The 23,893-nt window shown below is 70.1% G+C and carries 20 protein-coding genes and 2 pseudogenes; 11 read left to right on the forward strand and 11 right to left on the reverse strand.

Annotated features, from left to right (window positions below):
- Positions 1-233: 233 nt before the first annotated feature.
- Positions 234-2,354 carry a SpoIIE family protein phosphatase gene (locus tag SLUN_RS02195; RefSeq protein ID WP_108146915.1) on the forward strand — a complete coding sequence of 707 codons (2,121 nt, stop codon included), beginning with the start codon at positions 234-236 and terminating at the stop codon, positions 2,352-2,354.
- A gap of 11 nt (positions 2,355-2,365) precedes the next feature.
- Positions 2,366-4,813: a SpoIIE family protein phosphatase gene (locus SLUN_RS02200; protein WP_108154455.1), complete on the forward strand. Its 2,448-nt coding sequence runs from the start codon at positions 2,366-2,368 to the stop codon at positions 4,811-4,813.
- 347 nt (positions 4,814-5,160) lie between these two features.
- On the opposite strand, the gene SLUN_RS02205 is transcribed toward SLUN_RS02200, so the two are convergent.
- Together SLUN_RS02205 and SLUN_RS02210 are read right to left on the reverse strand one after the other, a co-directional pair.
- Positions 5,161-5,619, reverse strand: a complete 459-nt coding sequence (locus SLUN_RS02205; protein ID WP_254710217.1) for a DUF7144 family membrane protein — start codon at positions 5,617-5,619, stop codon at positions 5,161-5,163.
- Positions 5,620-5,697: 78 nt separating this feature from the next.
- Complete coding sequence (locus tag SLUN_RS02210) at positions 5,698-6,051, reverse strand: hypothetical protein (protein WP_108146916.1); 354 nt, start codon at positions 6,049-6,051, stop codon at positions 5,698-5,700.
- Between the two features lie 411 nt (positions 6,052-6,462).
- Here SLUN_RS02210 and SLUN_RS02215 point away from each other — a divergent pair, with 411 nt between their 5' ends.
- Positions 6,463-7,677, forward strand: coding sequence for a hypothetical protein (locus SLUN_RS02215; RefSeq protein WP_108146917.1), 1,215 nt, complete (start codon positions 6,463-6,465; stop codon positions 7,675-7,677).
- A 32-nt stretch (positions 7,678-7,709) separates the two neighbouring features.
- On the opposite strand, the gene SLUN_RS02220 is transcribed toward SLUN_RS02215, so the two are convergent.
- Positions 7,710-7,907 carry a DUF8691 family protein gene (locus SLUN_RS02220; protein ID WP_108146918.1) on the reverse strand — a complete coding sequence of 66 codons (198 nt, stop codon included), beginning with the start codon at positions 7,905-7,907 and terminating at the stop codon, positions 7,710-7,712.
- 135 nt (positions 7,908-8,042) lie between these two features.
- Positions 8,043-10,619, reverse strand: a complete 2,577-nt coding sequence (locus SLUN_RS02225) for a winged helix-turn-helix domain-containing protein (RefSeq protein WP_257153634.1) — start codon at positions 10,617-10,619, stop codon at positions 8,043-8,045.
- A 561-nt stretch (positions 10,620-11,180) separates the two neighbouring features.
- Here SLUN_RS02225 and SLUN_RS02230 point away from each other — a divergent pair.
- From SLUN_RS02230 to SLUN_RS02245, 4 genes are all read left to right on the forward strand, one after another.
- Positions 11,181-11,594 (forward strand): SHOCT domain-containing protein, encoded by a 414-nt coding sequence (locus SLUN_RS02230; RefSeq protein WP_108146919.1) that lies wholly within the window; start codon positions 11,181-11,183, stop codon positions 11,592-11,594.
- A gap of 36 nt (positions 11,595-11,630) precedes the next feature.
- Positions 11,631-12,050 (forward strand): DUF6325 family protein, encoded by a 420-nt coding sequence (locus tag SLUN_RS02235; RefSeq protein WP_108146920.1) that lies wholly within the window; start codon positions 11,631-11,633, stop codon positions 12,048-12,050.
- Positions 12,051-12,105: 55 nt separating this feature from the next.
- Complete coding sequence (locus tag SLUN_RS02240) at positions 12,106-12,411, forward strand: SHOCT domain-containing protein (protein WP_108146921.1); 306 nt, start codon at positions 12,106-12,108, stop codon at positions 12,409-12,411.
- 244 nt (positions 12,412-12,655) lie between these two features.
- Positions 12,656-13,348 carry a response regulator gene (locus SLUN_RS02245; RefSeq protein WP_108146922.1) on the forward strand — a complete coding sequence of 231 codons (693 nt, stop codon included), beginning with the start codon at positions 12,656-12,658 and terminating at the stop codon, positions 13,346-13,348.
- A 48-nt stretch (positions 13,349-13,396) separates the two neighbouring features.
- Here SLUN_RS02245 and SLUN_RS02250 read toward each other — a convergent pair whose 3' ends face one another.
- The gene (locus SLUN_RS02250) at positions 13,397-15,115 is read right to left on the reverse strand and encodes a sensor histidine kinase (RefSeq protein ID WP_108146923.1); all 1,719 of its coding nucleotides are present in this window, start codon (positions 15,113-15,115) and stop codon (positions 13,397-13,399) included.
- Between the two features lie 261 nt (positions 15,116-15,376).
- Here SLUN_RS02250 and SLUN_RS02255 point away from each other — a divergent pair, with 261 nt between their 5' ends.
- Entirely contained in the window at positions 15,377-16,366 is a 990-nt protein-coding gene (locus tag SLUN_RS02255; RefSeq protein WP_108146924.1) for an Acg family FMN-binding oxidoreductase, read from the forward strand.
- A gap of 115 nt (positions 16,367-16,481) precedes the next feature.
- Here SLUN_RS02255 and SLUN_RS02260 read toward each other — a convergent pair whose 3' ends face one another.
- From SLUN_RS02260 to SLUN_RS02270, 4 genes are read right to left on the reverse strand one after another with little or no spacing between them, the layout of a single operon-like run.
- Complete coding sequence (locus SLUN_RS02260) at positions 16,482-17,333, reverse strand: universal stress protein (protein ID WP_108146925.1); 852 nt, start codon at positions 17,331-17,333, stop codon at positions 16,482-16,484.
- Between the two features lie 55 nt (positions 17,334-17,388).
- Positions 17,389-18,258, reverse strand: coding sequence for a universal stress protein (locus SLUN_RS02265; RefSeq protein WP_257153635.1), 870 nt, complete (start codon positions 18,256-18,258; stop codon positions 17,389-17,391).
- 37 nt (positions 18,259-18,295) lie between these two features.
- Entirely contained in the window at positions 18,296-18,475 is a 180-nt protein-coding gene (locus SLUN_RS40780; RefSeq protein WP_254710267.1) for a hypothetical protein, read from the reverse strand.
- Between the two features lie 34 nt (positions 18,476-18,509).
- Positions 18,510-20,909, reverse strand: coding sequence for a phosphoketolase family protein (locus tag SLUN_RS02270; RefSeq protein WP_108146927.1), 2,400 nt, complete (start codon positions 20,907-20,909; stop codon positions 18,510-18,512).
- A gap of 37 nt (positions 20,910-20,946) precedes the next feature.
- Here SLUN_RS02270 and ppk2 point away from each other — a divergent pair, with 37 nt between their 5' ends.
- Positions 20,947-21,765 (forward strand): polyphosphate kinase 2, encoded by an 819-nt coding sequence (ppk2, locus tag SLUN_RS02275; protein WP_108146928.1) that lies wholly within the window; start codon positions 20,947-20,949, stop codon positions 21,763-21,765.
- Between the two features lie 17 nt (positions 21,766-21,782).
- Here the strand turns inward: ppk2 and SLUN_RS02280 are convergent, their stop codons facing one another.
- Together SLUN_RS02280 and SLUN_RS40785 are read right to left on the reverse strand one after the other, a co-directional pair.
- Complete coding sequence (locus SLUN_RS02280; protein ID WP_108146929.1) at positions 21,783-22,664, reverse strand: universal stress protein; 882 nt, start codon at positions 22,662-22,664, stop codon at positions 21,783-21,785.
- A gap of 102 nt (positions 22,665-22,766) precedes the next feature.
- Positions 22,767-23,153: pseudogene (locus SLUN_RS40785) on the reverse strand (universal stress protein); the annotation flags it as partial.
- Positions 23,154-23,361: 208 nt separating this feature from the next.
- On the opposite strand from SLUN_RS40785, the pseudogene SLUN_RS02290 reads away from it, so the two are divergent.
- Positions 23,362-23,672 (forward strand): annotated as a pseudogene (locus tag SLUN_RS02290) (STAS domain-containing protein); the annotation flags it as partial.
- 59 nt (positions 23,673-23,731) lie between these two features.
- Positions 23,732-23,884 carry a hypothetical protein gene (locus tag SLUN_RS02295; protein ID WP_175314131.1) on the forward strand — a complete coding sequence of 51 codons (153 nt, stop codon included), beginning with the start codon at positions 23,732-23,734 and terminating at the stop codon, positions 23,882-23,884.
- The last annotated feature ends 9 nt before the right edge of the window (positions 23,885-23,893 follow it).

The following is a 23,893-nucleotide window of genomic DNA, read 5'->3' on the forward strand; positions in this document are numbered from 1 at the left end:
CCCTGGCCCAACCGGTTCGTCGACGGCCCGGCCGGCGGTCCCCGGGCTCCGTTCGCCCCAGCCAGCGCCTCGGATAGGCTGATATATGAGCAATCGCACCCACAAAGGCTGCGCCCAGAGTCGCCATACCCGAGGACGCTGCATCGCCCATGCGTCAGCAGCGCTCGGCGGGGAGATCGCCAGGGAGTGGTCGGCAGGCCGAGGCCCACACACCCCGGGGTGAGGTCATTGCGTTGGACACACACCAGTCGACGAGTGATGTACCCGATCACCCCCTGTCGGCAGTCGGGTACGCGGGCGTTCTCCGCGACCTGCTCCCGATCGCGCTGTGGAGGTCGGATGCGAAAGGGCGCATCGTGGAGTGGTCGCTCGCCGCCCGGAACCTGCTCGGCTACGGGCCGGAGCAGCTGCTGGGCCGGTACGGGATTCCGATACTGGTCCCCGGGCCCAACCGGGAGCTGGCCGATCAGCTGACGCAGAGGGTCGTGGCAGGTGAGGCGGTTGTCGCAACCCTTTCGGTGCGCCACCGCGACGGGCACCTGGTGCCGATGGAGATGTGGATCTGCCCGGCTGCGGACCCGCAGGGCGGAACCGGCGTCCTGGTCATCGCCGTGGAGACCTCCGCAGTGTTGCGCATGCGGGATTCGTTGGCGGCCCTGGAAGGTCTGTTCCGCCAGTCCCCCATCGGTCTGGCCATGTTCGGCCCCGATCTGCGCTTTCTGCGGGTCAACGACGCGCTGGCGCGGATGCACGGCGTGTCTGCGGCCGAGCACCTCGGCAAGCGGCCGGCCGAGGTCGCACCAGGGGGCAGCGCCGCGGCGCTGGAGACGGTGATGCAGCAGGTGCTGGATCGCGGTAAGGCGGTGGTCGATGTCCGCCGCACCGGTCGCACTCCGGCCGATCCCGATCACGACCGGACCTGGTCCTGCTCCTACGCTCCGCTGCTCGGCAGCGCCGGCCGGCCTCTGGGACTGATCGCTTCCCTGATCGACATCACCGACGGGCAGCAGGCGCAGGCCGAGGCCGGGCGGGCGCGGCAGCGCTTCGCCCTGCTGGCCGAGGCCGGCACGCGTATAGGGACCACCTTGGACCTGCGCCAGACCGCCGAGGAAGTGGTGCAGGTGCTGGTCCCCCGGCTGGCCGATTCGGCCGACGTACAGCTGCTGGAAGCGGTGCTCGACCCCGATGAGGCCGCCGCATCCACCCACGGTGTGGTGCGTCGTATGGCGGCCGCCTTCCCCGATCCGTCCGCCCCCACCGCGAAACTGACGGCGGGAATGACCTTCCAGGTCCCGCTCGGCTCGGTGTACGAGCAGGTCATTGCCGAGGGGCGCCCCATGAACCTCTACCAGGCCGACATCCCCGCGCTGATCCCCGATCCGCAGGCCGAGCGACTGCGTGCCTACCTCGGTACCCGTATGGGCTGCGCGCGACTGGTCCCGCTGGTCGCCCGCGGCACGGTGCTCGGCACCGTGGTGCTGACGCGTACCCGCAGCCGCGAGCCGTTCGATGAGCAGGACTGCATGCTCATCGACGAGCTGGTCGCCCGAGCGGCGCTGAACATCGACAACGCGCGCATGTACACAAGCCAGCGAGAGGCGGCCATCACGCTGCAGCGCAGCCTGACGAACACCTCGCTGCCGGAAGTGACCGGCCTGGAACTCACCGGGCGCTACCTCCCCGCCAGCGACCACGAGGTCGGCGGCGACTGGTTCGACGTCATCGCGCTGCCCGAGGGCAGGACGGGTCTGGTCATCGGGGATGTCATGGGACACGGAATCCATGCTGCGGCCGTCATGGGCCAGCTGCGCACAGCGGTGCGAACGCTGGCACGCCAGGACATCCTCCCGGCTCAGATCCTCTGCTCCCTGGACGCCACCGTGGCCGACCTGGGGGAGAACGAAATGGCGACGTGCGTCTACGGAGTCCACGACCCGGCTGCCGGCGGCTGCCTGATCGCCAGAGCCGGCCATCCACCCCCGGCCGTGGCCGACGCCCGAGGGACGATCACGTTCCTCGACGGCCCCCCGGGTACGCCCCTGGGAGCGGGCGGACAGGACTTCCAGACCGAGGAGGTGCCACTGCCCCCCGGCAGTCTGCTGGTGCTGTACACCGACGGCCTCATCGAGGCCCGCGAAAGAGACCTCGACCAGGGCATGCAACAGCTCGCCCAGGCGCTGCGACACCTCGACCGCCCGTTGGACGAGATCTGCGACCACATCCTCGACCGATTGCTGCCCTCCACGGCCCCGGACGATGTGGCGGTGCTCCTCGCCAGAGCTCTGCACCCCCGGAACTCGTCGAGGAGCCACCCCGAGCGGCGCCACACGCGCGGTCCCGCCGGGAAGGTGTGAGGGTGGTAGCGATGGACACTCCGGTGACAACGTTCAGCGAGGGCCCACAAGACCCGTTCGCGGTGCGGCGCGCGGCCTCGGTGGTGCTGGACGACCACGGGATCGTCGTCGGCTGGAGCGAGCGGGCCGAGGCGCTGCTCGGCTACCCGCCCGAGGAGGTGCTCGGGCGGCCGACGGCCGAGTTTCTGGTCGACCCCCGCGACCGGGACGTCGTCATGGACGCAGTGGCGGCATGCGTACGCGACCGGGGGTGGTTCGGGGTCGTGCCCGTCCGGCACCGCGACGGGCAACGTGTGGAGCTGGGGTGCCGGGCCCGGGCGATCGTGAGGCGCGACTCCCCCGGCGAATGGTTCCTCGTCGCCGCGCCCGCCGAGGAGGTGATCCAGTGGGAGACGGACAGGTCGGTCCTGGACGGATTGTTCCGCCGCTCCCCGATCGGTCTGTCCGTCTTCGCACCGGACCTGAGCATCCTGCGAGTGAACCGGGCGATCGCGCGATTCAGCCAACTGCCGGTCGAGCAGCACCGTGGGCTCCGCACCAGCGACTTCCTGGTCCAGCAGGACACCGACACGGTGATGAGGCAGTTGCGGGAGGTGCTGGAGACGGGCCAGTCCTCGATCTTCACCGAGCAGCCCTGCGGTCTGCGGCGGGACCCCGGCCGCGAGCTGGTCGTGTCGATCTCGGCTTTCAGGATGCAGGACCCCTCCGGACGGATCCTCGGGGTGACGCAGACCGTCGAGGACGTGACCGACCGCTACCGGGCCCGACGTCGCCTCGCCCTGCTCAACGAGGCCAGTGCCCTCATCGGGACCTCGTTGGACGTGACGAGGACAGCGGGTGAGCTGGCCGACGTGGCGGTCCCGAGCCTTGCCGACTGCGTCTCCGTGGACTTGCTGGAGCCGGTGACCCGCGGTGAGGAGCCCGTCCAGGAAATGTTCGGACCCCTGCGCCGGGCGGCGGTCCGCAGCATCCTGCCGGACACGGCGGAGGTGATGTTTCCGGTGGGCCACACGATTCACGTCCCGCCGGAGACCATGCAGGCGCGGTGCCTGGCCGAGCGGCGTCCGATCCTCGACGCGCATATGGAAGGCCCCACTGGGTGGCTCTCCATGGACCCGGAGCGGGCTGAGCGCGCCCTCAACCTGGGCATCCACTCGCTGATGGTGGTGCCGCTGATCGCGCGAGGGCTCGTGCTCGGCGTGCTTAGCCTGTGGCGGTCGCAACGGCTCGAGCCGTTCGAGGAGGACGACCTCACACTCGCCGAGGAGTTCGCCTCCCGTGCCGCCGTCTGCATCGACAACGCACGCCGCTACACCCAGCAGCACGAGACGGCGCTCACCCTGCAGCACAGCCTGCTCCCGCACGAGGTGCCGAGGCACCCGGCGGTCGAAGTCGCCCACCGCTACCTGCCGGCCGACGCCACGACCGGCGTCGGCGGTGACTGGTTCGACGTCATCCCGCTCTCGGGGCTTCGCGTCGCCCTTGTCGTCGGCGACGTGGTCGGCCATGGCATCCACGCGGCGGCCACCATGGGCCGGTTGCGCACCGCCGTGCACACCCTGGCCAATCTCGACCTCACCCCGGACGAGGTCCTCTCCCACCTCGATGATCTCGTGGACCGTCTGGCCGCCGAGCAGGAGCCGACGGACGAACGTTCCCCTCAAGTCGTCGGCGCAACCTGCCTGTACGCGGTCTACGACCCGGTCTCGCGGCACTGCGCCCTGGCCCGCGCCGGCCACCCACCGCCCGCGGTGGTGACGCCGGACGGACAGGTACACCTCCTCGATGTGCCCGCAGGACCGCCGCTGGGCCTGGGTGGGCTGCCGTTCGAGGCCACCGAGCTGCAACTGGCCGAAGGCAGCCTCTTGGCCCTCTACACCGACGGCCTCATCCAGGGGCGCAAGCGGGACGTCGACGAGAGTCTGGCCGATCTGTGCGGGGCGTTGGCCGTGCCCGCCCGCTCGTTGGAGGAGACGTGCGGGGCGGTGGAGGGCGCGTTGCTCCACGACCGGTCCACCGACGCCGTTGCCGATGACGTGGCCCTGCTCGTCGCCCGTACCCGCGTCCTGGCGGCGGAGAAGGTGGCCACGTGGGAGCTGCCGGTCGAGGCAACCGCCGCAGCTCGGGCCCGGACGCTGACGGCGTCCCAGCTGGCCGAGTGGGGCCTGGAGGAGATGGACTTCACCACCGAGCTGATCGTCAGCGAGCTGGTGACCAACGCCTACCGGTACGGTGGCGGGCCGATCGCCCTACGGCTCATCCGTGACAGCCACCTCATCTGCGAGGTCTCCGACACCGGCAGCACCTCACCACACCTCCGCCGGGCCCGCACCACCGACGAGGGCGGCCGCGGACTCTTCCTGGTGGCCCAGCTCACCGAGCGGTGGGGCACCCGGCACACGCGCGACGGCAAGACCATCTGGACCGAACAGCTGCTGTCCTCCACGTCGGCGTCGTAAAACTGTGCGGCGCAGTCGTAAGACTGCGCCGCACACGCGGTGGCACCGTGGAGCACCCTCCTCACCGACGCGGCGCACCGCTCCGCACGGTGATGCCTGGCGGCCGCAGAACGCACCTCCCGACAGGTCGGCGAAAGCGCGTGCCCGCAGCCCGGCCGGGCATGCCCGCCGCGGTCGGTGAAGGCCTTTGCGTCGGCCGTGACCGGGTTGTCCGCGGCAAGTCGGCGGGCAGCCCTTCCCCGACCTGGACAAGGAGGCCACCGGCGCGTTCATGCGGGACTGGCGGGGTGCCGGGCGAGTGCGACTGCTCGGCACCGAGCCCGCCGAATGCCGCGACGGCTACGCCATCAGCTGGTCGCGCGCGACCAGCTGATGCACAGGGCCCAGATGACGAACACGTCGATCGCGATGATGGTTATTGACCACCATGGCTGATACGGCAGCCAGATGAAGTTGGCGATCATGCTGAGGCCGGCGACTGCGATTCCGGCCACCCTGGCCGAGTTCATGTCGCGGAACAGACCCCATCCGATGAGGACGACGATGACCCCGAGGATGAGGTGGATCCAGCCCCACGCCGTCAGGTCGAACTCGAAGACGTAGTTGCCGATCCGGGCGTACACGTCGTCCTCGGCAATGGCCGCAATGCCCTGGCAGATGGCCAGGATGCCGGAGACGAGGAGCAGGACCGCGGCGAATACCGTGCCCCCGCTACCGCTACCGCTGTCGCTGTCGCCGCGCAGCGGCGCATTGCCCGGAGCAGGGCCGGTGTTCCAGTCCCCTCCGGTCGGTGTCTGCTGGCTCATGGAGATCACCTCGAAGGTATCGATTCAGGGGCTGACCGTCCCGCTCGGGCCGGCTGATCGGTGGTCGGTGGTCGGTCTTTACTGAGGCGTGGCTTGCGCCTTCGTTCGCAGGATGTCCCTGACGAGCTCCGCAAGAGTCGCAACGGCGTGGGAAAGCGCCCCCAGCGCCATGACGGCACCGACGATGAGGACCCAGCCGGCCGCCTCGTGCGCCAGCCTCTCGGGGACCACGGCAGGTGACTCGCCCTTCCCGTACGTATTGCGCGGCTCGTTCCGCATGATGTCCCGGAGTATCTCCGCGACACCGGCGACGGCATGGAACGCTGCCGCCACCGCAATGGTCGAGGCACCGATCACGATCCAGGCGCCCCTCCCGAACTCGCCCGGGGCTGTCTGCACTGGCATCGCCCTGCGATGACGGATACCGCGCATGCGTTTCGCCTCCTTCGGCGTGCATCACCCCCACGTCCGTGATGTCGGGCGGAGGGGGGTACGTCTCAGGATCGCGATTGATGAGGGTTCTCGTGATCACCCGAAGCGGGTGATCTTCGTTCCACCGGCCGCCTCGGCGGTGCAGGCAGGCAGCGGGCCCCCGCCGCCTGCTGACCATTCCTCCGCGCATCAGCGAGCGGGCCGAGGCCCCCGGGCTGTCGCCCGGAGAGCGCAACCCAAGGTGCGCATGTCACTACGGTGCGTATCCAATGGACGGCAAGCGCCAGTTTCGCCCCAGCCGTCCCAGGGAGTGCCATGACTGCGCCACCGGAGTCGCCCAAGCCTTCTGAGGGCGCACCTCACGTCCCGACGCCGCCGGGCCGGAAAGGTTCGCGTGCCGGGCGGATCGTGATGAGCACCGTCTCGGCCGTGCTGATCACGATCACCTGCATCCTCGTACCGGTCTCCCTGATCACCGTCTGGGTGCACGGCATCGTGCTGGACACGGACCGGTATGTGTCGACCGTCGCCCCGCTCGCCTCGAACCAGGCGATCGAGGATGCCGCCGTCCACCGCATCACCGAAGCCGTCGGCGTCCGGGTCAACGGCTCCAAGGTCACCGCGGAGGTGGCGGCGTGGCTGGAGTCCCAGGGCCTGCCGCCCAGCGCCGGTACCGCGATCAAGGCGCTGGGCCCGCAGCTGGACTCGGCCGTCAACTCGGCCGTCACCAAGGTGGCGACCCGCTTCGTCGAGAGCGACCGGTTCGAGACGGTCTGGACGGAGGCCAACCGCGCCGCCCACTCGGCCGTCGATCACGCGCTCACCGGTCAGGGCCGCGGCGCGGTCGAGGTCAGCGAGGGCACCGTCACGCTCAATGTCGGCACCGCCGTGGAGACGGTGAAGAAGGACCTCGTGAACGCCGGAATCTCCCCGGCCGCGAAGATCCCCGACGTCAACAAGCAGATGGTGCTCTTCAAGTCCGACAAGCTGGAGAAGATCCAGGACGCGGCCCACCTGCTCGACGTCCTCGGCAACTGGCTGCCCGTGGTCACGGTCGTACTGGGGGCGATCGGCGTACTGCTCGCCCGCCGCCGCCGCCGGGCCCTGGTGACCACGACCCTCTGCGCGGCCCTTGCCTGCCTGATCCTCGCGATCGGCCTGGTGATCGCCCGCCGCTACTACCTCGACCACCTGCCCGCGCAGGTGCAGTCCCCGGCCGCGGCCGCGGCGGTCTTCGACACGCTGCTGCGCTTCCTGCGCGCCAGCATCCGTACCACCCTGGTCCTCGGGGTAGTGGTGGCCATCGGCGCCTACTTGTCCGGCGCCGGCCGCCTGCCGCGTGCCGTGCGAGGAACGTCCGAGCGTACGGCCGACTCCGCCGCACGCTGGGGAGGTGCCCACGGGGTGCGCACCGGCAAGGTCGGCACCTGGGTGGACGCCCAGCGGCGGTGGCTCACCATCGGTGTACTGCTTGTACTTGCGCTGGTGTTCGCACTGTGGAACCACCCGACGGTGCTGACGGTCCTGCTGCTGGTGCTCATCCTCCTCGCCGTGCTCGCCGTACTCGCGCTGCTGGCGGCCACAGGCCGGAACGGCGAGCCGAAGGAGCGTGCCGGTGAGCCGTAGCGGTCGTGGCCGGCCGGCAGGAGCTGCTCGGGTCATCCAGGCATCCGCCGCATCTCGAGCACACGCAGGCCCAGAGACTGGAAGCGGTTCAGCAGGCCGTACATGTGGGCCTCGTCAATCACGGTGCCGAGGAACAGGGTCTCTTCGGGCGCCGGAACGCGGTCGAGCTCGGGAAAGGCTTCGGCGAGCGCGTCCGACACGACGCCTGCAATGCGGAATTCGTAGCGCATGCGAGCACTTCCCTCGGAGCCGAGGCATGGGGTCCTGCTGCTTTCCCCTGCCATCGTCGGCCCCCGCCCCCGTGCACGGCATCGCCCTATTCGGGCGAAACTCGCCCAACCTGTCGCCGATCGCTGGTGCCCGGGTCACAGCACCCCGAGGTCACGGGCCCGGTGGACGGCCTCGCTGCGCCGGGTGACGGAGAGTTTGCGGTAGATGCTCTTCAGATGCGTCTTGACCGTATTGGCGGAGAGGTACAGCTCGGCCGCGATCTCCTTGGTCGACAGCAGCTGCGCGGCCTTGCGCAGCACTTCGGTTTCCCGCCGGCTCAGCGGCTCCACCACCAAGGGCAGCTGCTCAAAGGCTCCCGCACGCAAGTATCCGAGGACGTGGGCGGGCAGCCAGCCGTGTGCCTGCGCCAGTTGCGGGTTCTGGCGGAGCAGGCGGCCCACCCAAGGACCGCTCTCGACGAACACCCGCCGCAGCTCCTCGGACCGGGCGACGGCGAGCGCCTCGCGCAGGAAGAGGAGTGCCTCCTCGGTGGAACCGGACTCCGCGGCGGCCTGGGCCTGGAGCAGGCACGCCTGCGCCCGGCTCGTCGTCGTGACGGGCCCTTCGGCCGGCAGCTCGGCCAGCACCTTCATCGCGTGCTCGCTGCGTCCCGCTGCCAGCAGTGCGCGGGCCCGGGCCACGGCGTGCTCCGGCCGTTCGGAGACCACAGCGTCCAGTACGTCGAGGGCTGCGCCCGCGTCCCCGTGTGCCAGATGCGCGCAGGACTCGGCGATGGCCAGCTCGTCCACCGTCCACGCGGAGAGCTGCGAGGGGCCCGCGGGCGAGCCGACCCCGTGGAGTGCGGCGAGCGCTCCCTCCCAGTCGCCCTCGGCTGTCGACAGCCTGGAGCCGATGACGGCGGCCTCGACTGCGGCGGCAGGTTCCGGGTGAGGTCCGGCGGCCATGGTCGCCAGGTCGAGGTGGGTCCGGGCCGTTGTGAGGTCGTCGTGCTCGGCCGCGACGCCCGCCAGGACGAGGTGGTCGAGACCGGCCCGGCGTTCCGGCGGATGCGCGGACCGCTCGGCGACGGCGAGGGATCTGCGCGCGTGCTCCTCCGCCTGCCGCAGCCGCCCCCGCAGCAGCTCGACCATGGCCAGCGATCCCAGCGAGTCACAGAGCGGGTCCTCCATCCCCGGCTGTCCGCACCCCTCGACGGCGGCGGTGAGGCCGGACTCGGCACGGTCGAGACGCCCGGCGTCGAGCTCGACCGCTCCGAGACCGGCCAGCACCATGGCACGGATCTCGGGGTGCTGCCCGAGCAGGGGCGGTGGGATCTCGTGCAGTAGACGTTCGGCGTCGGCGGCCGCCTGCTCGGTGGCTGCAAGGTCGTGGGCGAGGCGCCCGGCCAGGACCCCGACAAAGGCGCGGCTGAGCCGCGCCGCCGGGCCTGCGGCGTCGGTCAGGTACTGGTCCGCGCGCCCCAGCCCGGCTGCGCACCCGGGGAGATCTTGGTCGGCGAGTCGGCAGGCCGCCTCGACCAGAGCCGGAGCCGCACCGGTCAGGTCGGTCGGCATGGCGGCGAACGTACGGCCCAGCTGCTCCGTCTCCAGGCCGGTGAAGAGCCTGCCGATCGCCATGCAGTCGACCAGCCGCCCCGCCGCGAACTGCCAGTCACCCGCGGCGGCCGCCTGCGCCACGGCATCGGTGAGCCGCCCGGTCCGGGCGAACCAGCGCGCCGCCCGCCCGCGCAACAGTGGCTCAAGACCGGGAGCTCGTTGCCTCAGGTGCGCGCGAAGCACCTCGGCGAACAGAGGATGCAGCCGGTACCAGGCCAGTTCGTCGACCTGTTCCAGGAAGGCATTGGCACGCGCAAGCCCCGTCAGCGTCTGGTCGGCGTCGTCGCGCCCGGTCAGCACGTCCGCGAGCTCGGGGTTGATGCGGTCGGTGATGCTGGCGCGCAGCAGCAGGTCCTGCGTGGGCGGCGGCTGCGTATCGAGCACCTCAGTGAGCAGGTAGTCGGCGATGGTGGTGCGGTCGGCGGCGAACTCGCGGACAAACACTTCGGGATCGGCGCTGCTCTGCATCGCCAGGGCGCACAGGCGAAGTCCGGCAGCCCAGCCCTTGGTGCGTTCGACAAGCAGCCGGATCCCCGCCTCCGAAATCTCCAGCCGGTGCTCGCTCAGCAGCGCCTCGGCGTCCGTGCCGGTGAACCTGAGGTCCGCGTTGCGGATCTCGGTGATCTCGTCGGCCGCCCGGTAGCGGTGCAGCGGCAACAGCCAGTCCGTGCGGCCGGTGAGCACGAGACGCAGGCCGTCGCCGGCGTGCCGGAGCACGAAGTGCAGACCCTCTGCTATCTCAGGGGCTCGAGCCACGTCGACCTGGTCGAGCACCAGCACCACCGGCTCCGGAGACTCGGCCAGCGCGTCGGCGAGACGCACCAGGAGTGACTGGTTCACCCCCTCGGCGCGCGTGGGCCTGCCGACCTCGGGCGGCAGCCGCACTCCGTGCCGGTGGAACGCCTCCAGGACGTAGGCCCAGAAGGCGCCGGGGGCGTCGCCGGGCTCAACGGTCAGCCACACCGTCGCGGGCGGCGCCAGGCCCTCAGTGACCCACTGTGCGGCGAGTACCGTCTTGCCCGCACCGGCCGGCCCGTTGACCAGGGTGAGCGGCCCACGCACCCCGGCCGTCATACGCTCCAGCAGCGCCGGGCGGTCGACCAGACGCTTCGGCACCGATGGAACCGTGAACCTGACCGCGAGCATCGGGTCACCGGAAGGGGCCACGGTGCGGTGGACCGGGCGGCGGGTTGAAGCGGGCTCTGCGGGGTTCTTCATGGAGGTCACCGAGGTTCACGAGAGTGGAATCTGTGATCGGGCGACACCCTCCACTGAACCTCCGGGGCCCCGTGATCACCAGTTGTGGTCACCTGGCCAGGGTGATGTGCCCGGCCTGGCAGCGTCGGCGGCTGGAGAGAAGTGCCATGGCCGGGCCATGGCGGGGGCCGTCAACCTCGACATCCGGGAGTCGGTTCCGGACTGGGCGCGGAGAGGAGGAGCCAGCCGGCCGCCTCCCCCTGTTGTGGCGGGAATCCGTCGAGGAGCCCCCGCCACCGGATGAGCCGATCTTCACCCGCGCAGGGTGAGGCGGCAGGACAAGCTGCCACGGCAGGGTGGACACAGGGCTGGCGTGGGCGTTCACGATCGTTCTCGCCCGAAGAACGCATCCGTATCGCCATGGCGCGTCAGTGACCTTGGCGGCCCCGGGCACCTGACACAACCGACAGGAGACCGACCATGAACGACGTCACGCTGAATCTGGCAGCGGACTACCCGCTGCTGAGCGTGTTCTGGACCACGGTTTACATATTCCTCTGGATCCTCTGGTTCATGCTGCTCTTCCGCGTCATCGGCGACATCTTCCGCGACGACGCACTCAGCGGCTGGGGCAAGTCCGGCTGGTGTGTCTTCGTCGTCATCCTGCCCTTCCTGGGTGTCTTCGTGTATCTGATCGCACGGGGCCGCGGGATGGGTGAGCGCTCGATGAGGCGGGCCGAGCAGAGAGAGCAGGAGTTCCGCACTTACGTACGCGAGAGTGCCGGGACCACCAGCCATGCCGAAGACCTGGCGCGGCTCGCCGAGCTCAAGAACCACGGCGACATCACGGACGCCGAGTACGAGCAGGCCAAGGCCAAGGTCCTCGCCACCTGAGGACCGCCAAAGGACACGCAAGGAAGGGCAGGAGCCATGGAAGTGGGACCTGTCGAGTATGTCGTCATCGCCTTCCCGGGCAACCGCTTCCGCGGCGAGATCGCCCCGGAGCTGCAGAACCTCGTGGCGAGCGGCACCGTACGGATCCTCGACCTGACCTTCATCAAGAAGGACGAGGACGGATCGGTCTCGTACGTCGAACTCGATGCTCTCGACCCGACGGAAGCCTCGGTGTTCGACGACATCGACGGCGAGGTCGGCGGCCTGTTCAGCGAGGAGGACCTCGAACTGATCGCGGAGGGGCTCGTACCCAACTCCTCGGCGGCGGTTCTCGTCTGGGAGGACACATGGGCCGCGCCCATCTCCCGTGCCATCCGCAATGCCGGGGGCGAACTGGTGGCGCACGAGCGCATTCCCGCTCCTGTGGTGGAGCAGGCGCTCGAGGCCGCCGCCTGATCCGGCGTTGGCCCGGACCGAGAAAGGAAAAGTGAGGGCTATGAGGGGCCGCCCCATGAGGCGCGCCGGACGACCGGGCGTCGTCGGAGTCGCCGCGCGGACCGCCGTGGTCGCCGGCACCGCGACCGCCGTCTCCGGCCGTGTCTCCAGACACCAGGCCGAGAAAGCGGCCGCGCAGCAGACCGTGGACCAGCCGGATGTACAGCCCGCCGCGCCGGCGCAGGCTCCGCCGGGCGCACCCTCGGCCGGCCTGACCGATGAGGCGATCAGCAATCTTGAACGCCTCGGCACGCTCCACGAGCAGGGGGTGCTCACAGACGAGGAATTCGCCGTTCAGAAGGACCGCATCCTCAGGAGCTGACTCACGGCCCGGGCACGGTGGCGACTCCCAGCAAGAAACGGCTCCCGTCGGCTGCGGCTCCCTTTCCATGAGAGGAAGCGCGAACAACCCGGCGCAGGCCGCGCCATGAATCGCTGCGGCCGAGCCGGACAAACGACACGGACGCGTGCGACAGATACGCGTGCGACAGGGACCATTCGGCCCTGTCGCGCCCGTCCCGCAGTGGACATGATCGAGTGGGATCAGAGAACTGCAGGGGGCTGACATGTCCGAGGTACCGGCGTTTTCGGCGGAGACCCCGATCCGGGTCTTCCTCCTCGACGATCACGAGGTCGTCCGTCGTGGACTGCACGACCTGCTCGACGGCGAGCCCGACATCGACGTGGTCGGCGAGGCGGCGAGCGCCGAGCAGGCTCTGACGCGGGGGCCCGCGCTGCGTCCCCACGTCGCGGTTCTCGATATCCGCCTCCCGGACAGCGACGGCATCACCGTCTGCCGCGAGCTGCGCTCACGCATGCCGGAACTCGCCTGCCTGATGCTGACGTCCTTCGACGACGAGGACGCCCTGCTCGACGCGATCATGGCCGGCGCCGCCGGATACGTCCTCAAGCAGATCAAGGGCTCCGACCTCGTCTCCGCCGTACGCACCGTGGCGACCGGCCAGTCGATGCTGGACCCGGCGACGACCGCACGGCTGCTGCAGTCGGTGCGCCATCCCGAGGCCGCGCAGCCGGCCGAGGACGAACGGCTCGGCGTGCTCTCGGATCGGGAACGAGCCGTTCTCGAGCTGATCGGAGAAGGTCTGACCAACCGTCAAATCGGCAAGAAGCTCTATCTGTCGGAGAAGACGGTCAAGAATCACATCTCCAGGCTGCTGTCGAAGCTCGGTGTGGAACGCCGCGTCCAAGCCGCGGTCATCGCCGCCCAATTCCGCGGACACGAGGATCCACCCCGCTGACCGGCCCCCTCACTACCCCGAGTGCCGCTCTTGGCTCCCCCGCCGCCCTCAAGACCGTCCGGCCAACGGCACCCGCCACTCCAGTCGCGTACCGCCCGAGGCGGCGTGTACCACCGACAGCTCACCGCCGAGTCTCTCCGCTCGCTCCGCCAGATTACGCAGACCGCTGCGCCGGCCGTCCTCCGCGATGCCGGCACCGTCGTCGAGAACCGTCACGGTGAGCGTCCCGGACTGCGCCACCAGCGAGACCTCCGTCTTCGAGGCCCGCGCATGACGGGCCACATTGGTGAGCGCTTCGCCGAGCACCGCGACAACGTCGTCGGCGACCGGGCGCGGTACGTCGGTGTCGATCAGGCCTTCCATACGCAGTGCGGGCGCGAAACCGAGCACCAGGGCCGCCTCCTCAAGGGTCCGGACGGCGCGGATCCTGAGCCCCGGCGACGCGTTCCGCGTCTCGTGGTCCCGGAGCCCGAAGATGGTCGACCGAATGATCTTGATGGTGGTGTCGAGGTCGTCGATCGCGCGCACCAGTCGCTCGGAAGCCTCCGGGTGGTCGACGAAACGCTGCGCGCTCTGCAGTGTCATACCGGTCGCGAACAGCCGCTGAATCGCGAGATCGTGCAGGTCACGGGCGATCCGGTCACGATCCGCCAGGAGGCTCATCTGTTCGGCGTCCCGCCGCCGGTCGGCCAGTTCGAGCGCGAGCGCCGCCTGGCCCGCGAAGCCCGACACCGGCGCGGTCTCCGCCTGGGTGAACGCGGGGCGTCCCGCACGGCGGGCCAGCATGAGCACGCCCCGGACCTTCCCCTTCGTGCCGACCGGGACGGCCACGGCAGGACCGAAGCCGTCCCACCGGCCCGGCTCGAAGGTCACGCGCTCGTCGTTGGCCACGTCCACAGCGGTGATCAGACCACCCTCGGCGAGCGCCGCAGCGGCCAGCGTTCCCTCCCGGGGCAACACGACGCCGCGGTGCGACTCGGCGCCTTCGCCCAGCGCGAGCGCCCCGCGCAGCTCGCCGCCCCGGCCCAGCAGATACACCGCTCCCATCTCGGTCGAGGTGATCTGACGGGCCCGCTCGGTCATCACCTCGAGCACCTGGATCTCCGAGGAACCGGACAGCAGCGCGCTGGTGAATTCCGCGCTCGCCGCCAGCCAGCGCTCTCTGAGCCGGCCCTCCTCGTAGAGCCGGGCGTTCGCGATGGCGATTCCGGCGGCGACCGCCAGTGTCGACAGCACCGCCTCGTCCTCGGCGTCGAACTCGGCCCCGCCCTGCTTCTCCGTCATGTAGAGATTGCCGAACACCTCGTCGCGAATGCGGATGGGCACTCCGAGGAACGAGCGCATCGGCGGATGGTGCGGCGGGAAGCCCGACGACGCCGGATGCTCGGACAGCTCGCCCAGCCGCAACGGCTCGGGATGCCGGATCAGTTCGCCGAGCAGCCCGTGTCCGGACGGCAGGTCGCCGATCTGCGCGCGCAGCTCGTCGCTGATGCCCACCGGCAGGAACTGGGCGAGCTTCCTTCCGTCCTCAACAACACCGAGCGCACCGTAGCCGGCGTCCACCAGGACGACGGCGGCCTCCACGATCCCGCGCAGCACCTGAGCCAGATCGAGCTCCTGGCCCACGGAGAGCACCGCCTCCAGCAGACCGTTCAGCCGGTCCCTGGTGCCGCGCACCTCGTCGATTCGGGCGTGGAGTTCCTCCAGCAGTTCGTCGAGCCGCAGGCGCGGGACGCGGCCCCCGTCGCCCCGGTCTTCCCCACCCATGAGCCCTCCGACAAGGTCGAGCGGACACGGCACGCCACACGCACCTTCACGGTATCGCCCGCCGAGTGCCCCGGCTCGCCATCATGACCGAGAGCACTACGGCTTGCGACGGCGCGAATCCTTTCGGTTACAGCCGCATGCAACGGACCGTGCCGTTCGGTCCCAGCCAGGGACCCTTGGCCTCTCCTGCCGCGTCTGCCGGGCGGTGACCCTGGAAGGGCGCGGTCGTCGCACACGACCACACACAGCGAGGAGGCTCCAGTGTCCTCACCACCACTCGACGCGACCTCCGTGGCAGCCCTCATCGAGGACGCCGCGACTGCTCCGTCCATGCACAACGCCCAGCCATGGAAGTTCCGCTACCTGCGCGACAGCGGATCACTGCAGGTCCGCGCCGACGTGGAGCACGCGATACCGAAGGCCGACCCGGCCAACCGCGCCCTGCACCTCGGCTGCGGCGCCGCGCTGTTCAACCTCCGCGTGGCAGCTGCCCACGCGGGCAGGGAACCGGTCACCACATTGCTTCCCGACCCCGCCGATCCATGGCTGCTCGCCGAGGTCGGCCTCAGCCGGCTCACGAGTCCGGACGACGATCTGGCTGTCCTTCACCCGGCGATCCGCCGTCGGCACACCAGCCGGTTTCCCTTCACCGACGAGGAGATCCCGACGGAGATCCTCGACGAGCTGCGAAGTGCCGCGATTCTCGAAGGTGTTCGGCTGTACGTGCCCGATGAGTGGCATGTGCAGTCGGTGATGGACCTGATTCACGATGCCGAAGGCCGCGAGGCCCTGGACCCCAGCAAGGTTGAGGAGACGTCCCGTTGGACGGGCACGGGCGCGGAGGACGACGCTGCGCGCACGGAGGGAATTCCCGCCTATGCGTTCGGTCCTCGTCAACGAGATGTCACCGCTCCCGTAAGGGACTTCGCCGGCCGACGCCTCATCCCCGGACGTGACTCGGCAACGTTCGAGACGCGGCCCCGAATCGCCCTGCTGGGCACGGCCACCGACCGTCCGGCGGACTGGCTCCGAGCCGGTCAGGCGATGGAACGAGTCCTGCTACAGGCTACGTTGGACGGACTGGTCACATCCCTCACCTCCCATGCGCTGGAATGGCCGGAGCTACGGTGGGCGGTGCGGGACCCGGAATCGGCCATAGCGCACGTACAGATGGTGATCCGCCTCGGATACGGTCCTGCCGGCCCGGCGACTCCGCGCCGGCCGGTGAGCGACGTACTCGACATCGTGTGACACGCGCCGGCGACCGACAAAGCAGCGAGTGTGCGTGCCGGGCGTCGCGCACCAGGCGGGATGTGTCAGACACGGCCCAAAGGCCGGTCCCAAACGACCCCAGGGACGCCGTCCGTCAGGCGTGTGGCACCACCGCCACCGGACAGAGCACATGGTGGATCACCGAGCGAGTGGTGATCCCCAGGTGCTCGCCGCCCGGTGCGATGCTGCGCCCGATGACCATCAGACTCGCGTTGGTGGAGGCCATCAGCAGATGGTGGCCCGCTCGGCCGTGGATCAACTGTTCGCGCACCTGGATCTCGGGGAATGTGTGGTGCCAGGGGGCCAGCGCCGCCGTCAGAGCACGAGCCTTCTCCTCCTCGGGGTCGTCGGCGGATGCCGACGGCACCAGGGGCACCATCCATGTGTGCAGGACATGGAGAGGGGCACGGCGGATGGTCGCTGCGTAGAAGGCGTACTCCAGCACCTCGTCGCACGGGTGGTCCAGGTCGAGGCCGAGGACGACCGGGCGGTACGGGCCGGCCGTCGTGTCCTCGTGTTCGTCCTCGGGCCGCTCCCCCGCCCGTACGAGCACGACCGGTCGTGAAGCGCCGGCGGTGACCCCCAATGCGACCGAGCCGACCATGAAGGCCGCGAAGGTGGTGTATCCCCGCGAGCCGAGGACCAGCGTCTCGGCGGAGTCGGCGGCGGCCAGCAGTGCGGGGACCGGAGGGCCCGAGATGCGGCTGGGACGGATCGTCAGCGTCGGGTGGCCGTAGGACAGCCGCATCGCGGCGTGGTCCAGAGCCGTGCGCTCACGCTCTGCGGGAGCATCGAGCTCCGGGAGGCGGGTCCGCGACGCGGGTTCGTCGGCGGCGTGGACCAGATGGAGAGGCAGGCCGCGGCGCAAGGCTTCCCAGGCCGCCCAGTCGGCGGCGTCCAGGCTTTCGCTTGATCCGTCGATGCCTGCGGTGATGTGGCGTTCCATGGTGAGTCTCCTGGCACGGCGGAGTGCGGCGTCAGCCGCTCCTCCGTGGCTGCGGTCATTCGTGCGGGATGACGGCCACTGGGCAGGCCGCGTGGTGCAGTACGGCGTGGTTGACCGGGCCGAGTTGCATGCCGAGGTGGCCGGTACGGCGACGGGCCCCGACAACCAGCAGGTCCGCGGTGAGCACCGCGTCCAGCAGAGCTGGTCGGGCCGGGCCCTCGACGGCCGCACGCTGGATGTCGGCAACACGGTCGGCGCCGCCGACCAGCCGCAGAGCGGCGTCCAGCAGTTCTTCGGTATGCCGCGTGTGCTGCTCCGTGTCGGCCCGGTGGTCCGGATGGTCAGGAATCTCGCGGGCCGGGCAGCGCCACGCATGCACCACGCACAGCGTGGCACCGTGCACCTCCGCCTCCCGCAGCGCGAACTCGAGGGCCGCACGGGACTTCTCGGGCTCGTCGATGCCGACGACGATCCGGTGGAAGCCGCGCCGCAGGTTCGCCTCCTCGCCGCGTACGACGATCACCGGCGAGACGGCACGCGCGGCGACCGCCAGGCCCACGGAGCCGAGCAACAGGCCGGCCAGTTCTCCGCGTCCGCGGCTACCGACCACGACTGCCGACGCCTCCCGACTCGCCTGAATCAGCGCGGTCACTGGGTCGTCGGCCGTCAGATCGCTCGTGACCTTCAATGCGGCGCTGCGGCGTTCCGCGCGCGCCAGCGCCGAGCCGGTGATGTTCTCAGCGAAAACCTGGGACGAACCCCGCTTCACTCCGAAGGACGGCTCATGGCTCTCGTACTGCTCCCAGCGCCAGGAGTGGACGACGGTCAGCGGCGCGCCGTGCGCCGCCGCCTCGTCAACCGCCCAGTCGAGCGCGCGCAGGCTCGGCTCCGAGCCGTCGACTCCTGCATACAGCGACCTGTCCACGGTGTCACCGCCTTCCCGACACACCCACTCTGGGGCGTCACTTCGGACGATTCCACCGCAGGGCGTTGCCGGGGAGGGGCGAACCGGTCCCGGCCGGGGACATTCGGCCCATGCCGGCCTGGTCCGGATTCCGCGCGGGGCACAGCCACCGGTTGAGGCTCCCCCGGGGCTCATCGGCCGTCCCCACCAGAGTGGTGACGGTGATGCGTACGGTCATGGCGAGAGCTCCTCTCGGTGGATTGAGGAGGGGTTCAGCCGGTCCAGGTCCAGTCCGCGACCTCGGGCAGGTCGGTGCCGTGTTCGCGGATCCAGGAGTGGTGGCGGGTTCGGGCGTCGGCCATCCGCTGACGTACGGCGGCGGCGCGCACGGCGAGCCCGGGGACGCGGTCGATGACGTCCATGACCAGCCGGTAGCGGTCCAGGTCGTTGCGGACGATCATGTCGAACGGGGTCGTGGTGGTGCCCATCTCCTTGTAGCCGCGGACATGCAGGTTGGGGTGGCCGGTGCGGCGGTAGGCGAGCCGGTGGATCAGCCAGGGATATCCGTGGTACGCGAAGATCACCGGCTTGTCGCGGGTGAACAGTCCGTCGTACTCGAAGTCGCTCATCCCGTGCGGGTGTTCCTCGCGCGGCATCAGCCGGGCGATGTCAACCACGTTGACGACCCGCACCGCGAGCTCGGGCAGATGACGGCGGAGCAGGCCGGCCGCGGCGAGGACCTCCTGGGTGGGTACGTCGCCGGCGCAAGCCAGGACGACCTCCGGCTCGCGTTCGTGGTTCGTGCCCGCCCACTCCCAGATCCCGGCGCCACGTGCGCAGTGGGCCTTGGCTTGATCCATGGACAGCCAGTCGAAGCAGGGCTGCTTTCCGGCGACGATCACATTCACGTAGTCGCGGCTGCGCAGGGCGTGGTCGGCGACGGAGAGCAGTGTGTTGGCGTCCGGCGGCAGGTAGACCCGTACGACCTCGGGGCTCTTGTTGAGCACGTGGTCGACGAAGCCCGGGTCCTGGTGCGAGAAGCCGTTGTGGTCCTGCCGCCACACGTGCGAGGTGAGGAGATAGTTGAGGGAGGGAATCGGGGCCCGCCACGACAGTTGGCGGGAGGTCCTCAGCCATTTGATGTGCTGGTTGACCATGGAGTCGACGATGTGGACGAAGGCTTCGTAGCAGGAGAACAGCCCGTGCCGGCCGGTGAGCAGATAGCCCTCCAGCCAGCCCTGGCAGAGGTGTTCGGAGAGGATCTCCATGACCCGGCCGTGCCGGGCGAGGTGTTCGTCGGTCGGCTCGATCCTCGCCTGCCAGACCTTGTCGGTGGCGGCGAAGACCGCTCCGAGCCGGTTCGACGCGGTCTCGTCGGGCCCGACCAGCCGGAAGTCGCGACGGTCGCTGGAGTCCTCCATGACCATTTCGAGGAGATCACCGAGGACCCGGGTGGGTTCGTGCAGCGTCGCGCCGGGCTTGTCGACGGGGACGGCGAAGCGCTCCAGCGGCGGGAGGGGCAGTTCGCGTACGAGGAGGCCGCCGTTGGCGTGCGGCGTGGCGCCCAACCGGCGCGCGCCTCCGGGCACGCAGGCGAGCACCTCACTGGTCGGGGAGCCGTGCGTGTCGAAGAGTTCGTCCGGCCGGTAGGAGCGCAACCAGGCCTCCAACTGCCGTAGATGGTCGGGGATTTCGCGCACGCCGGCCAGCGGCACCTGGTGCGAGCGCCAGGTGCCCTCGACGGGCTCTCCGTCGACCACGGCGGGCCCGGTCCAGCCCTTGGGCGTGCGCAGCACGATCACCGGCCAGCGCGCCCGTTCCGTCCTGCCTTCCTCGCGGGCCGTGCGCTGCATGAGCGCGATCCGGTCCAGTGCGTGGTCGAGTGCGGCGGCCATGTCGCGGTGTACCTGGAGCGGGTCGTCGCCGGTGACATGGATCGGCTCGTGTCCGTAGCCGCGAAGCAAGTCGTCGAGTTCGGGTTCCGGCAGGCGGGCCAGGACCGTCGGGTTGGCGATCTTGTAGCCGTTGAGGTGGAGGATGGGCAGGACGGCGCCGTCGTGGACGGGGTCGAGGAACTTGTTGGAGTGCCAGGACGCGGCCAGCGGACCGGTTTCGGCCTCGCCGTCGCCGATGACGCAGGCGACCAGCAGGTCGGGGTTGTCGAGGGCGGCTCCGTAGGCGTGGGCGAGTGAGTAGCCCAGTTCACCGCCCTCGTGGATGGAGCCCGGGGTCTCCGGGGCGACATGGCTGGGCACGCCGCCGGGGAAGGAGAACTGGCGGAACAGGCGCTCCATGCCCTGCGCGTCCCGGCTGACGTCCGGATAGGTCTCGCTGTAGCTGCCCTCCAGCCAGGAGTTGGCGAGGACTGCGGGCCCGCCGTGCCCCGGGCCCCACACGCACAGCGCGTCGAGACCGCGTTCCTTGATGACGCGGTTGAGATGGGTGTGCACGAGATTGAGCCCCGGCGAGGTGCCCCAGTGGCCGAGCAGCCTCGGTTTGATGTGCTCGGGGCGCAGAGGTTCGTGCAGCAGCGGGTTGGCCATCAGATAGATCTGCCCGACGGCCAGATAGTTGGCCGCCCGCCAGTGGGCGTCAAGGGTGCGCAGTTCCTCGTCGGTCAGTACGGTCGGTTCCGTCCGTACGGTGCTGTCCTGGTGCTTGGCCTCGGGCATGAGTGACTCCGTAATGTCATCGAGCTGAGGAGGCGGCATGGCCGGCAAGAAGGAGCGGCCGGTGGCGACACTGCCGCGATCGGTGTACGAGCGGGAGCTGCTGAGGTTGCAGACGGAGCTGGTGAAGGTCCAGGAGTGGGTGCGGGCGGAGGACGCCCGGCTGGTGGTGGTGTTCGAGGGGCGGGACGCGGCGGGCAAGGGCGGCACCATCAAACGGGTCGCGGAACACCTCAACCCGCGGGTCGCGCGGACCGTGGCCCTGCCCAAGCCCACGGAGCGCCAGCGCACCCAGTGGTACTTCCAGCGGTACGTCGAGCACCTGCCGGCCGCCGGAGAGATCGTCCTGTTCGACCGGAGCTGGTACAACCGCGCCGGCGTCGAGCATGTGATGGGTTTCTGCACGAAGGAGGAGCACCAGCGTTTCCTCCACCAGTGCCCCATCTTCGAGCGGATGCTGGTCGAGGACGGGGTCCTGCTGCGCAAGTACTGGTTCTCGGTGAGCGACGCCGTGCAGGAGCAGCGGTTCAGGCGCCGGCTCCAGGACCCGACGCGACGCTGGAAGCTGTCGCCGATGGACCTCGAGTCGATCACCCGGTGGGAGGCCTACTCGCGGGCCAAGGACCAGATGCTGGTGCACACGGACATCCCGGAAGCACCGTGGTACGTCGTGGAGAGCGACGACAAGCGCCGGGCACGGCTCAACATGATGGCCCATCTGCTCGGCTCCCTTCCGTACCACGAGGTGCCGCCGCCGGTGCTCGAACTTCCGGCCAGGCCACCGTCCACCGGCTACGTCCGCCCGCCGCGGGATCTGCAGACGTACGTCCCCGACCATGCGGCCCATCTGACGGACTGAGACGGCGGCCATCACCGTCACACCCACTGGGGCACGACGGCCACAGGACAGACGGCACGGTGCAGCACCGCGTGGGCGACCCGGCCGAGCTGAAGCCCGACGTGCCCGTGGCGTCGCTCGGCGCCGACGACCAGCAGATCGGCGGTGGCCGAGGCGTCCATCAGCACCGTGCGGGCGGGGCCTTCGACGGTCCGGCGGTGCAGCTCGACGGACGGATGCTCCGCCACGGCCGCGCGCAGCGCCTCTTCCACGGTCTCCGCTGCCCGGTTCTCGTCATAGCGGGCAGGCTCCCCCGCCGGCAGAGGGTGCTCGGTGGTCTCGTGCGCCGGGCGCCGCCAGGCGCGTACGGCGTGCAGCTCGGCATGCCGCACCTCGGCCTCAAGGAAGGCGAACCGCACGGCGGCCGATCCTTCCGGCGGCTCGTCGACGCCGAGGACGATGCGCTGATGAATTCCGCGGCCGGGCCGGCTGTCGTGGCCGCCGCGGAGCACGATCACCGGGCAGTCGGCACGGGCGGCGACGGCCAGGCTGACCGAGCCGAGCAGCAGCTCGGCGATGCCGCTGCGCCCGTGCGAGCCGATCACCAGCGCGGAGGCGTTGCGGCCCTCGTGCAGGAGGGCGGTCACCGCGTCCTCGGGCAGGATGTCAGTGGAGATCTTCAGATCCGGGCTGCGGCGGCGGGCGCGGTCCGTGGCCGAGGCGACGATGTTCTCGGCGAGCACTCGCTCCGAGGGCTTGCCCAGGTCGTCGGCGAGCGCGGCGCCTTCGTACCTCTCCCACAGCGAGGCATTCACCAGGCGCAGGGGCGCTCTGTGCAGAGCGGCCTCGTCGGCCGCCCAGTCCACGGCTCTCAGACTCGACTCGGAACCGTCCACGCCCACTACCAGGGGCAGCTCCATCGAACTCACCTTCCTTCGGGGCCTCGCCTTACGTCATCGAAGCACTCGCCGACCGAGGTCACCTGCCGGGACACGGAGATCTGTTCTCCGTCACGGGTGGGGGATCACCACGACGGGCGCGGTGGCGTGGTGCAGTACGGCATGGGTGACGGGCCCGATGTGGGTTCCGAACGGCGAGCGGCGGATGCGGCGCCCGACGACGACCAGCAAGGCGGCGGCCAGTTGGCGGCTGAGCCGGAGCGCCTCGGCCGCCTCGCGTGGAATCCTCCCCCGGCCTCCGGCCGTGGGTGCCCCCATCTCGCTTCGCTCGGCCCAGTGCTGCTGGGTCTCTTCGCCGAGAAGAGGAGCCCGAGCCAGGGGCGGCACCGGCTCCCAGACGTTGACCAGCCTCAGCGGCAGGCCGCGCATCTTCGCTTCCCGGGCCGCCCACTCCGCAGCGGCGTGGCTCTCGGGTGATCCGTCAAGGCCCACGGTGACAGTGCGGGTCATGGTGCACGCCTCCAGGGGAGCGTGGTGGATCCATCGGGTGATCCGCTTCCAGCGTCGTGGTCGCGGCGGGCATACAGGAGGGGCCGCAGGTCCCGGACAGGGGCCGACCGGCCCCTGTCCGGGAGGCCTGTCGCGCTTTCAGGGCTTCCGGTGGGAGCACAGAAGTGCACTACGTGGCGAGGGGGCGATGGTGCCTTGCCGGGCCCTTGCCAACGCCGAGGACTTCCGCCGCCGCGCACTCGCCGCCGTCATAGAGCAGACGAGCCGGGTGAACTGGTTCGTGCTCAACACCGAAGCCAACGTGGAAGTGGACATCACCGCCCTGGACTCCGTCGACTCCCTGCGCCGCGAACTGGGCGCACGCGGCATCGTGTTCGCGATGGCCCGGGTCAAACAGGACCTGCGCGAAGAGCTTGACGCCTACGGACTCACCGAATCCGTCGGCCCGACCTGATCTTCCCGACCCTGCCCACTGCGGTGGCCGCCTACCGGGAGTGGTCCCGCCGCCGACCGTCATAAGCCCCCTCGTGGCCCACGGCGGCCGGCGTCAGTGCCCTCAGCCGGGAGCCGGGACGAGTGTGTTCTCGCGCGAGACGCCGTACAGCTACCTCATGACCCGCCGCATCGAGCGGGCGATGGCGTTGCCGGCGTGTGTGGCGAAGGTGCGCACCCGGCCGACCGGAGACGTACCGAGCAGGATTCGAGAAGCGGTCCGCGAAACCGCGCTCTAGCGTTGGCCG

This window comes from Streptomyces lunaelactis (assembly GCF_003054555.1).
Classification (GTDB): domain Bacteria; phylum Actinomycetota; class Actinomycetes; order Streptomycetales; family Streptomycetaceae; genus Streptomyces; species Streptomyces lunaelactis.